The sequence below is a fragment of the Clostridium sp. DL1XJH146 genome, assembly GCF_054819755.1.
This window is the reverse complement of the sequence record NZ_JBTVVN010000039.1, coordinates 17,603-29,651: the sequence shown is the minus strand read 5'-3', so window position 1 is coordinate 29,651 and position 12,049 is coordinate 17,603. Positions and strand designations below refer to the sequence as shown.

The following is a 12,049-nucleotide window of genomic DNA, read 5'->3' as shown; positions in this document are numbered from 1 at the left end:
CTACTTGCATAATCAGATGGCGCAACTACTATTGTTCTTCCATACCACTGGGCTTTATATTCTAACATTCTTCTGAATTCAAATCATGATACTTCACTTATTGCCTTTGCTAAATTGCTATTTTTCATCATATTCTTTACTTTCAAGTCTTCTATAGCTATAGATTGGTTTTCTCTAATTAGCTTAGTAGATAACTTTTGCAAAAAATCTTTTCTTTGATTAGTTATTTTTTCATGAAGTTTGGCAACTTTTAATCTAGTTTTATATCTGTTGTTACTTCCTTTTTTCTTTCTTATCTTTGATCTGAACATCTTGGATTAAGCTTGATAACATACCTTCTTTAACTCCCTTTTCTTCTCGATTCTTAAATTCTTCTTCTAATTTTTTCCCTAAATTACTAACCATATCACCAACCTCCAACTCCTAAGTTTCAAATAATGTCAGCTTCTTATTCTTTAAAATCTTCCAATATGAATTATTTGTCAATAAGTACTAAATCTTCTGCTCTTATGTATTTTGCCCAATCTTTTTTAACAAAATCCCTTAGAAATTCTACAAAAGTTTCTTTATGTGTAAAAATACTTTTGTAGCCTAAATCGTGCTCATTGTGCTTTCTATAATTCACAACTTCACCATCTTTTTTATATTATAGCATTATAAATCTTTGAAGTTAAGCTTATCAAAATAACAAAATTTGCTAACGTATTCTTATTATTAACCTAACTAAAAAAAATATGCAAACAATTGTTCATAATCCAGTTAAAAATTAATTTCCAATATATAAATTCTCACTAACTCTCCACCCTCTATATATATCACTCTTAACCTGACTAAATGCGAAACCTAAAACTGTAGCATCATCTAACAACCCATCTAATGTACTATTCCCATTTACTTTCTTAACTGCATCATCTAATAACCTCTGCGTCTTATCCTTTACAATATCTCTAGCCTTTGAACCAAAAGACTTATTAACATTACTATTATTGATTTCTATTAATACCCTTCCATATATCCCTCAATATGTAAACTATTTTTAAAAGTAAGTTTTCCTTCACCTTCTAATATATATTTTACAAACAAAAGGGGTATCTCAGAATTTATTCTGAGACAGCCCCTTCATCTTTAAACTTTATTTATATTATATTCATCCTGCAATTTTAACTTAATAATACAACTTTATTTATCACAAATCTCAACACATCCAAACCCCTGAGAATTCTTAGCTCCAAGACCTGTATCATATGCTATTTTTAAAAGCTCTTTTGACCCATCTAAAATAAATTCACCATGCCAACCTTTGATTTTAAAACCTTTATAAACTAGCCACATTTCACGTGGTTTCTTTCCACTTGCAATTTTTATAGTAAATTCTTTGCTTTGTGGTTCCTTGCCATAATAAGATATATATTTTTTTATAAGATTATTTCTTATTAATTCTTCAAATTCACTTTCATAGGGACTATAATAGTAAGTTTTTTTTCTTTCCTCATTTTGAAATGTACTATAGATTGTTATAGCTGATTTTGTATAAAACTTATCTCCAGGCTCATATCTCTTATTTATAACTTTAATTTCTTCAATATAAACATTATTTCTGCCTAGTCTAATAACTTCATTGCTAATTGATTCATTAATAAAGTATTTAATTAGATTATCATCAACAGAAGATATAATAAGTTCCAATTCTTTTTTAAAATCAATAGTATTATTATCTTTATTTATTGAAAAATTACCTTGTGGTCTTGAGAAAGTATACAATTTAAAATTTCTCTTCTCTCTTTTAAATCCTTCATCGTGAATAAATGTTTGATATTCCTTATTACTTAGATAATTCAAAATAGTTGCTTGTATTATGTGATTATGATTTTTGGGTAAAATTATATTATTTTCAGAACTAAACTTCACGGAAATCCTCATATTATTCTCCTTTACGTACTCTATTACAATTGATTATCCATTATTGGGGTAATTTACTAATTTATATTATGCTACAAAATGTCAAAATATTTTAATGTAAACTCACATACAACGCCCATTTTATTTCTCACTTTCTTTCTTAACTATCCCCTCAACAATCCCCATTATCCTAGCTTCTTCTCTATTCAACATTATTGGTTCATAATTAGGATTTTGAGGCATCAATAGTATGTTTTCTCCCATTGTAACGTAGGTTTTTAAGGTTGCTTTTTCACCATCAATATCAGCTGCAACAATATCTCCGTTTATTGCTGTGTTTTGATGTTTTAGTACAACATAATCACCATTATCAATGTTTACATCGATCATACTATCGCCTTTCACTTTCAATATATAGTAATCATTATTAGCAGTAAACCAGCTACTTGGTAGAGTAAATCCATCTTCTAATCTATCATTCATCATTATAGGATTACCTGCTGCAATTTCTGAGAATATAGGCAGTGTTTTTATATCATTCTTGCTATATTCCTCTCCCTCTCCTGATTCAACTACTCTAAGTTCATCTGGAATTGTAGAGTCTTTAATTATTTCTACTACCTTGTTATGTTTAAGGTCTATATATTTATAAAAATCTAGTGAACTAGGCATCATTTTATTATCAAAACAAGGTATATCATCGATTCTTTTATAATCTCTACTTAAAATTGTAAGTTCATTTCCATCTGTTGCTATTCCATATTGACATTGCAAATCCGCACTTAAATAGCTTTTAAGTTGTGAAATAGCATCTTCTACCCCTGCATAGAGCTGCTTTGTCTCGATAAATATAAATGGTGTTTTATTATTGTTTTTATATATATTTACCACTATATCCACATATCCAACTTTTGAAAAACTATTAACTCTATACTCTATATCGATCAATTCTAGAGGATATTTGTATCTATTTATCAATTGATTTATTACCCATTGTCTTACCTTTTCTTCTCTACCATAAATATCTTGAATTCTATCCTTAAATTGATAATCATCTATATTAATATTCTTATAAATACTGAATTCATTGTTTCTACTCATTTTTAGATAATCCGAATTTATTTCTTCTATAAACAAAGAAGGAGTAGCACTACTAGATAAATACAATAAATCATTAGCTCTAGTCATTCCTACATAGAGTAATTTCCTTTCTATGCTTTCAGAATAATCTCTATCTTCTTCCATTACTCCATCCAAATAAGGAATGACTTTTTCATTTATGCTCGCAATAAAAACTACTTTAAATTCTAAACCTTTAACTGAATGTAAAGTAACCAATTTAATTGATTGTTCTTCAAAATTGCCATCTTTATTATTTATAAGAGACGATGAAATAGCTTTATTATTCAGTTTATCTTGCATATATAGTAATATGTTTTTGTTTTTAGCAACTATAGCTATATCTTTTAGTGGATATTTTCCTCTTAGATTAATTACTTCATTTATGATAAATTCCCCTTGTTTCTCGTCAGAAATAAATCTTTTATAAATAGGATAACTCCCTTGTCTATCAACAAAAGCAGGCTTTACATAATTCTCATCTGATACTATATTATTATCTTTTTCAACAAGACTATAAGCACATTCTGCCACTTGTTTTGTTGTCCTATAATTTTTGGAAAGTGAATTACTTTTACCTTTCATATCAAATCCTATAGATGCAAAACTTCTTCCTTTTACTAGCCAGCTATTTGGATATATATTTTGCGCAATATCTGCAACAAATAGTATACTTGAGTGTTGTTTGTTTTTATATAATTCTTTTAGGATTTCTAATTGGACTTTTGATAGATCTTGGCTCTCATCTATGATAATATGGGTATATTCTTCGTGTTTATTATCCTTAAGATATTTCAGTGCAAAAAGTGAAACATCTCCAAAATCACAATATCCACTTTTCATAAGATTTTCTCTATATAAAACCATAAGCTCATATATTGCTCTTCTCTTTGTAGAGTTCTTCCTTAAGAGCTTAGGACTATCCTTCACATTGATATTGCTACTTCTACCTACTCTATCTGCATTTTGATATTCTTCAAGCTCCATATAATTACAAGCTTTTATCCATGCTATTTCTGTTTTTAGAAACTTAGTATTTTTGATATCCAGTATCTCTTCATTAGGATATTTTTTTCTAAGACTAGAAATTGATCTATACAATACATTGTCGATAATTTTATAAAATGTTGTAAGCTGCATATTAATATTATTATCTCTTAAATATTTAGCAAAAAAGCTATAGCTAATTCTATCTATATTATTTATATTTACTTTTTCTTTGTTATTTACAATACTATCAAAGGATAACTGGGTATCTTTATCTACCTTTTCATAAATATGTTTTATGTATTTTACAAGGGTTTTATTGTAGGTAACCATTAGTATTTTATCATCTTTATCAAAACAATAATTATCAATCAAAAACGGTATTTTATGTACTGCAACAGTAGTCTTCCCTGAACCTGCTACCCCTCTTATAAGAGCGTGTCCTGTAGGTTTACCTTGAATTATCTTCTTTTGCTCAACATTTAAATTCACGACATCATCTCCATTATATGTATAATTTTCCGTATATCACATTATAACATAATAATTGCAATTATACTTTTTTATTGCAATACTAGACTATATGTATTTTTATTATGTAATACTAATAAATTTTGATTTTTAGTAACCCACTGTCAATAATCTCACCATTATTCAAAACCTCATACCCTGAATCTATATCATTTATTAAAAACACTTAAATCATAATTTAAACTATATTTTAAATTTTAATAAACTTATTTTCCTTTAAATTGAAAAGCTCTACATATATTGGTATAATGAAAGTACATATACTTTTTTTCTTATATTAATACTTTTATACATATAATTATTGCAAAAGAGGGTCTCAATTATGATTAATTATATAAATTCTAAAGAAAAAGTTGACGAATTATTAAAAACTATAAAACAAAATAGATTCTCTAATTTTGGGGAAACGCTATCACAATGTGAGGAAGCCTATTCTTTAAGTAATGCTATTGATTATGACTATGGCATGGCTTATTCAAAATTATTCCAAGGAGAAATTATGTCTTTTTCTGCTAATTATCAAGATGGAATAAAACTTATCCTCTCTTCAATTGAAATAGCTGAGAAAATGAATAATATGGATATTCTTGCGGCTTCTTATAATTCTCTAGCAAACGCTCTATTTGAGATATCCAACTTTGAAAAAGCCTTAGAAAATTATAATAATACATTGAAAATTGCCAAAGAGAACTCCCTAACCAATTTGATTGCCATTGCTTACAATAATATCGGAGAAATTTTCAGAGAATTAAAATGTGAAAAAATTGCTTTAGATTATTACCAAAAGAGCATTGCAATTGATTCCCAAATTGATTTTAAAGGCTGTAAGGGTAGTTCGTATATTAATTTAGCCTACTGTAATTATTTAGACGGCGACTATGATACTGCTTATAATTGTATAATCAAAGCCTTGAAGTTACTTAATAAATTTGGATACTATACTGTTTTTGCAGAGTCTTTTAATCTGCTTGCTCTTATCAGTTGGAAAACTAACAACCTTCAGGATGCCGATAAAAAATTCAAGAGAGCACTTGCACTTGCAAATAAATATATTAATTGTTATTCAAAAATTATGATTACAAAAGATTATTACCTATTTACCATTGAAAATAAAAGTTATCATGAAGGTATAGAGATTTTGAAGGATGCCTTAAAAACCTATAAAGACAATAATTTTACTACTTATATGGATGAAATTTGCAACCTAATTGCAGCTGCTTATGAAAAAACAGGTGAATACGAGAAGAGTTATTATTATCTAAAACTTTATAACAAATATACTGAAAAACATAAAGCTGAGTCAGTGAGCCAGAGAAGCACTAGCATAGAGATACAAAATATTCTTGAAGAAACAAAGCAGGAAAAAGTTAAACTCCAAAACACTATGGATAGGATGAATCATTTAAATAACCTTGGAAAGAGAATAACAGCTACTCTTGATCTCAATAAACTCATAGAATTATTAATTGAAACCGTAGGTAAATACGTTAAAGCTGATACTTTTGGTATAGGCCTTTATGATGAAGATAAAGGAATTCTTAGCTATACTTACTTTATTGAAGATGGTGTTAGAGAATATATTGAACCGAAATATATTAATGACAAAAATAGTCTAGCTGCCTACTGTCTTCGAAATAAAGCCTTCGTACTAATTAATGATTTTAATAAAGATTATTTTAAATATATATCTAATAATGATATTTCCTATGGAAGGAATAGTAGTATAAATTCTATTATTTATTCACCTCTAATGGTAAATGATACTCTTATAGGAGTTTTATCCGTTCAAAGTCATGACCAAAATGCTTTTAACGAATTTTCTGTAGAGTCAATTGAGACACTTGCTTCTTATGCCTCAATAGCCCTTAACAATTCAATAAAATCAAGGGAACTTAGGGAGGAAATAAAGACTAGGAAAAAAGCTGAAACTAGATTACTTATTGCTAATGAAGCATTAAATTTTTTATCTAAAAATGATGCCTTGACACTGATACATAATAGAGGTAGTTTTGATAAATTCTTAGATACACAGTGGAATTATCATCTTAAAAACAAGAAATCATTATCTTTGATTCTTATTGATGTAGATTCTTTCAAAGAATACAATGACAACTATGGTCATGTTCAAGGTGATAAATGCCTCAAAACTATTGCAAAAATACTTAAGGATTCCTTAAAAAAAGATTATTTTGTTGCAAGATATGGTGGCGACGAGTTTGCTGTAATACTGCCCTCTACAGAATTGAATATTGCTATTGATTTTTGCGAAGAATTAAGGCAGAATGTTTTAACTAAAAATTTATCGCATTCATTTTCAAATGTAGCTAGCCGTGTCACCATAACACTTGGTGTAACAAACATAATACCTAATGATGACGATAAAATAAACGCTTTCATAAGCCAGGCTGATTCCGCCCTTTATTGTGCTAAAAATCAAGGAAGAAATGGAGTTTCTTCCTTTAATAGTGTTTTAACCAAATAACTTACTTTATGTTATTTTGTGTAGCTTACAATATTCCTATAGGATATACTATTTATCCATTCTTGGAAGATATTTTATTGTAAACTACACTTTCTCTATTTAACTAAGTAAAAAAAGCGATAATTGTGGGAAAGCTATTATAACTACTAATGTTAAAAGTAATACTAATATAAACGGTAATGAGCCTTTAATAACATCCGTCATTGACATATTGGTAATACCCGCTGCAACAAATAAATTTAATCCAAACGGCGGTGTCAACATTCCTATAGCTAAGTTAACAATCATTATTACACCAAAGTGAATTGGATCCATTCCAATTTGCATTACAATAGGTAAGAATAGTGGAGTTAATATTAAAACTGCCGCACTTGTATCCATTATCATTCCAACTATAAGCAATACTACATTTATAGCCAATATTATTAGTATAGGTGAATCTACAACTTGAAGTATTGTTCCTGCCAATTTAGTAGGTACTTGTTGAATTGTTAAATACCAACTAAATAATTTTGAAGTGGCAATAACAAACATTATCATAGATGAAACTACTACTGATTTTTTTGCAACACTCATTAAATCTTTTATCTTAAGTTCCTTATGAATTACGATACTAATAAATAAACTATATACAATTGCAACAGCCGCTGCCTCTGTAGGAGTCGCTACCCCTGAATATATTCCTCCAAGAACAATAACAGGCATAAGTATGCTCCATATAGCTTCTTTACCAGCCTTAGCAACTTCTTTAAATGGTGCTCTTGGTTCTGGTTTATAATTTTGTTTTTTTGCAACTATGTAACTTGTTAGTATTAGAACTAATCCTATAAATATACCTGGTACCAATGCTGCTAAAAATAAATCACTAATAGATAATTCCGCAACAACACCATAAGTAAGCATCGTTATACTAGGTGGTATTATAATTCCAAGAGAACCCGCTGCACATATTAAACCAACAGAAAATTTCTTTGAATATTTAGCCTCTTCCAAACTAGGTATCATAACTCCACCTACAGCAGCAACAGTAGCTGGGCTTGAACCTGATAGCGCTGCGAAAAACATTGAAGATATAACCGCTGTTATCGGTATTCCCCCTGTTATAGATCCTACTATTTTATTAGCAAAATTAATAAGTCTACGTGAGGTTCCACCTACAAGCATCAAATCACCTGCAAAAACAAAAAATGGAATAGCCATAAGACTAAATGAGTCTACACCACCATATATTCTTTGCGCTGCTATTTCAATAGGCATACCACTCTTTATCATTACTATAAGTGTAGCAAGACCAATTGTTATAGCAATAGGAACTCCTATAATTAAAAATAAAATAAAAAATATAGTTAACATCTTATTTGTCTCCTCCTTCATTTAAATAACTGATGAATGAAACAATTTGGTTTCTGCCTTGAATGATATACCTAATTAGCATTAGTCCTAATCCAACAGGAATAGCCATATATGGTATCACTAGTGGCATTCCTGTACCTGTAGCAGTAGAATGTAAATTTAAGGCACTATTAACCATATTAATTCCAGCATAAGCAATAGCCCCTGTAAATATTATACATACAGCTGTTACCATAAGCTCTAACACATGTTTGAAAAACGGAGTAGCTATATTAGGCAATGCATCCATATTTACATGCGCTTTTTCTCTTACTGCAATACTACTACCTAGGAAGATAAACCAAACAATCATCATTCTTGATATTTCTTCAGACCAAAATAAAGAATAGTTAAATTGATATCTTAAAATTGCCTGAATAAAAACAAGAAATGATGTTATTATCAAAAGGGCTGAAGCAATTATTTCTTCTATGTGATTAAGAACCATCATAATTTTTTTCATACTATTCCTACTTTCAAATTCTTTTTTTCTTAACTTTTTTTGATTTTTAATAACACTTCAGGCAGAGTATTCTCCACCTGAAGTTATCATATTCATTAACTTTTAAATTTTTTAAATCTATTTACCAAGTACTTCAAGTAATTCTGCACCATTTTCTAATTCTTTAAATTCATCATATACACTTCCTGTTATTTCTAAGAAGTTTGCTTTTTCATCTTCTGAGAATTCATCAACTTGAACACCTGCTGCTTTTATCTCTTCTAAATATTCAACTTCTTTTTCTGCAGTCATTTCCCACTGCTCTTTACCAACTTCTAATGCAGCTTCATCAATAATTGTTTGAAGGTCTTCTGGTAAACTATTAAATTTCTCTTTGTTTATCAAGAATGCATATCCCATAAAACCATGATCACTAATAGTTAAATAATCTTGAACTTCGTAGAATTTTTTAGAAGCGATGTTTGCTAAAGAGTTTTCTTGTCCATCAACTGTATGTGTTTGAAGTGCTGTATACAATTCTGCAAATGGAACAGATATTCCTCCTGCATTTAATATTCTATATTGAGAAACAAGCATAGCACTTTGAGAAACTCTCATTTTTAATCCATCTAAATCTTCAGTTGTTTTTATTGGTTTAATTGAGTTTGTTAATTCTTTAAATCCACCAGTCCAATATCCTAAACCTCTAAATCCTATTTCATCTAAGTACTCATTAAATTTGTCTCCAAGCTCACCCTCTAGAGCAGCGTAAGCATCATCATTGTTTTCAAAAAGGTAAGGTAAATCAAATAACTCAAATTCTTCAATAAATGAAGTTAGTGTTGGGAAAAATGGAGCATTCATATCAATTGTTCCAGCTAATATTTGCTCATTAATTTCTTGGTCATTACCAAGCTGTGAATCTGGATAAACATCAATTAAAAGTCTTCCTTCTGATTTTTCTTCAACGATTTCTTTAAAACGGTTTGCAGCAACACCTTTTGGCGTATTTGCATTAACAACATGTGCAAATTTTAATGTATATGTTTCTTGTGCATCATCATTTCCTGTGTTATTGCCAGCATTATTAGTGTTTCCACACCCTGCTAGTAACCCTACATTTAAAACTAACAATAAAGCTCCTACCAATAATCTTACTTTTCCTTTTTTCTTTAAATTCATCATTTTTCTTCCCCCTAATAAAATATTTTATTTTCTCTAAACTCTTGCCAAGCTGATTCAAACCAATTATCACTCTGTGGTATTGGCCTTACATCAACCCACTGATGCCTTGTTTTTATTACTAAATTATCTATATCAATCAAAGTCTCACATAACTTTGAAGATAAATCTTTATCTATACTATACCTAAACTCTTCCTTGCCTATATCCATTGATTTTGAACCATTTAAATTTTCCACAATATATGACCCTCTACTTTGTCCATTGTTTTTTATATACTCTTCTATTGCACTGAAAAATGCATACTGACAAATAAGGATATCATAGTTTTTGAAGAAATGTGGTAGTTCATAAATACTGCTTAAATTTGTATCATTTAGCATGTTCTCTAAACTTATTGCTGTTTGCTCTTTTGCCTCAACAACCTGACTATACTTTCTTATAAAAGCACCAGCTTTAGTCATTCTCTTCTGATATTGCTGTCTTAGTTTAGCTACATTGGATTCTTTGCTACAATCTAAATTCGCTTTTTTTATTAATTCAATCCTTTTTCCTACTTGGTCTGCTATGATATTTTGGAATTCCTCTAAGTCTAAAGGTTTGCTACTATATTTTTTGCTTATATACTGTGCTGCTCTAATTCCACCTACTTGGGTTGAATTTAGCGCACTACCTCCAGGTCTATAAACTCCAAATGTACCATTAACCTCTCCTATAGGAAAGAAGTTTTTCAAATTACTTTCATACCAAATATTTCCGCTAAGTCCACCATTACAGTGTTGGGCACAGACATCTACTTCTAAATACTCTTTAGTTATATCTATTCCATTATTCTTATATAACTCAATGGCAAGAGGATTCATTTTATATAACCTATCTATAGGTTTGCCGAAGAGGACACCAGATTTTTCAAGATATTCATAACTAGTTTTTCCAAGTAATGAAAAATCTAATTCATTATCTTCTCTTCCGCAGTATGGATTTTTTGTAAAATCCATAAATACTCTTCTACCTTTTATTTGAGTTTCTACATAAACTAAAATATCAATTATTGAAGATCCAAAACCATCAATTTTCCTCGGGTCAAATGGCCATTGATAACCTTTTAGGAAAATATCATCTAAAATCTTCCCTAAGTCATCAAAGCTATCAAGCAAAAATTCTCTCTCATCGCAAAGATTCTCATCTGTAGATATATATCTTGGCAATACCTGTTGATAAGTACCTGATACATTCCATCTAAAACTTAATGAACCTAATCCATATTGAGATTCTGTAAGATTGACACCCTTAACCCCTGCTTCTAATGCAATTCCAGTAGAACCAGTATGACTTAGAGGATACACCCTATTATAATAAATTGAAGCAGGTCCCCCTGTGCCATAAATAATATTCTTACAATTTAAAAGTGTTAATCCGTAATTTTCTTCATTTATGTCATTTAAATTTATAGCTAGTAATCCAACAGTCTTTCCTCTTTTATTGTCTGTTAAAATTGAAATGATTTGATATCCATCAAAAATCTTGATATCTTTATTGAAAACACTTTTTTCTAATTTTTCTGTCATAAATTTAGATGTAAGTGGACCAGCTGAACTTGCTCTTTTGTAAGGGTCATGATCCGTTTTATATCCTATAAATTGTCCATATCTATCATAAGGAAAAGGAACACCGATACCAACAAGCTTATAAAATGCTCTTGAAGATATTGCAGCTTCGACTAATGCTATGTCTCCGTGCATAGAACCGCCGTTATACAGGGTCTTTGCCATATCAAACACACTATCATTGTCGCTACCTGACGTTGACAGTTTATAATAGGTTTGCTTATCCGAACCTGTATTTCTTGAAGTACCCATTTTTAATCCTTCTGTTACAATAGCAATATCATGTTGTCCTGAGTCATAGAGAACATCTGCAGCATTAAAGCCAGCTGCACCTGACCCAACAATGACAGTATTTAAACTATATACTGAAATCTTAATATCTTCAATCGATAAATACTCCAATGTCAT

9 protein-coding genes and 1 pseudogene are annotated in these 12,049 nt (G+C 29.6%); 1 reads left to right on the top strand and 9 read right to left on the bottom strand.

Features of this window, described 5'->3' with window-relative positions:
* The 5 genes and pseudogenes from ACVHXK_RS15325 to lexA form a co-directional block, all read right to left on the bottom strand.
* Nucleotides 1-293: pseudogene (locus ACVHXK_RS15325) on the bottom strand (RNA-guided endonuclease TnpB family protein); the annotation flags it as partial.
* Complete coding sequence (locus ACVHXK_RS15320) at nt 274-405, bottom strand: hypothetical protein (RefSeq protein WP_461207285.1); 132 nt, start codon at nt 403-405, stop codon at nt 274-276. The pseudogene ACVHXK_RS15325 and the gene ACVHXK_RS15320, both read right to left, overlap by 20 nt.
* A 70-nt stretch (nt 406-475) precedes the next feature.
* Nucleotides 476-625 (bottom strand): hypothetical protein, encoded by a 150-nt coding sequence (locus ACVHXK_RS15315; RefSeq protein WP_461207284.1) that lies wholly within the window; start codon nt 623-625, stop codon nt 476-478.
* A gap of 554 nt (nt 626-1,179) precedes the next feature.
* Nucleotides 1,180-1,920: a CRISPR-associated endoribonuclease Cas6 gene (gene cas6, locus ACVHXK_RS15310; protein WP_461207283.1), complete on the bottom strand. Its 741-nt coding sequence runs from the start codon at nt 1,918-1,920 to the stop codon at nt 1,180-1,182.
* Nucleotides 1,921-2,040: 120 nt separating this feature from the next.
* Nucleotides 2,041-4,497: a transcriptional repressor LexA gene (gene lexA, locus ACVHXK_RS15305; RefSeq protein WP_461207282.1), complete on the bottom strand. Its 2,457-nt coding sequence runs from the start codon at nt 4,495-4,497 to the stop codon at nt 2,041-2,043.
* A gap of 361 nt (nt 4,498-4,858) precedes the next feature.
* Here lexA and ACVHXK_RS15300 point away from each other — a divergent pair, with 361 nt between their 5' ends.
* Complete coding sequence (locus ACVHXK_RS15300) at nt 4,859-7,018, top strand: sensor domain-containing diguanylate cyclase (RefSeq protein ID WP_461207281.1); 2,160 nt, start codon at nt 4,859-4,861, stop codon at nt 7,016-7,018.
* Nucleotides 7,019-7,117: 99 nt separating this feature from the next.
* Here ACVHXK_RS15300 and ACVHXK_RS15295 read toward each other — a convergent pair whose 3' ends face one another.
* The 4 genes from ACVHXK_RS15295 to ACVHXK_RS15280 form a co-directional block, all read right to left on the bottom strand.
* Nucleotides 7,118-8,371 (bottom strand): TRAP transporter large permease, encoded by a 1,254-nt coding sequence (locus tag ACVHXK_RS15295; protein ID WP_461207280.1) that lies wholly within the window; start codon nt 8,369-8,371, stop codon nt 7,118-7,120.
* A 1-nt stretch (nt 8,372) separates the two neighbouring features.
* Nucleotides 8,373-8,873 (bottom strand): TRAP transporter small permease, encoded by a 501-nt coding sequence (locus ACVHXK_RS15290; RefSeq protein WP_461207279.1) that lies wholly within the window; start codon nt 8,871-8,873, stop codon nt 8,373-8,375.
* 117 nt (nt 8,874-8,990) lie between these two features.
* A complete protein-coding gene (locus tag ACVHXK_RS15285) occupies nt 8,991-10,037 on the bottom strand; it encodes a TRAP transporter substrate-binding protein (RefSeq protein ID WP_461207278.1) in 1,047 nt (348 codons plus the stop codon).
* Nucleotides 10,038-10,048: 11 nt separating this feature from the next.
* Nucleotides 10,049-12,049 (bottom strand): oxidoreductase, encoded by a 2,001-nt coding sequence (locus ACVHXK_RS15280; RefSeq protein WP_461207277.1) that lies wholly within the window; start codon nt 12,047-12,049, stop codon nt 10,049-10,051.

Coding starts and splice junctions, on each gene's coding strand:
- ACVHXK_RS15320 (WP_461207285.1), bottom strand. CDS start 405: ATGGTTAGTAATTTAGGGAAAAAATTAGAAGAAGAATTTAAGAATCGA.
- cas6 (WP_461207283.1), bottom strand. CDS start 1,920: ATGAGGATTTCCGTGAAGTTTAGTTCTGAAAATAATATAATTTTACCC.
- ACVHXK_RS15300 (WP_461207281.1), top strand. CDS start 4,859: ATGATTAATTATATAAATTCTAAAGAAAAAGTTGACGAATTATTAAAA.
- ACVHXK_RS15295 (WP_461207280.1), bottom strand. CDS start 8,371: ATGTTAACTATATTTTTTATTTTATTTTTAATTATAGGAGTTCCTATT.
- ACVHXK_RS15290 (WP_461207279.1), bottom strand. CDS start 8,873: ATGAAAAAAATTATGATGGTTCTTAATCACATAGAAGAAATAATTGCT.
- ACVHXK_RS15285 (WP_461207278.1), bottom strand. CDS start 10,037: ATGATGAATTTAAAGAAAAAAGGAAAAGTAAGATTATTGGTAGGAGCT.
- ACVHXK_RS15280 (WP_461207277.1), bottom strand. CDS start 12,049: ATGACATTGGAGTATTTATCGATTGAAGATATTAAGATTTCAGTATAT.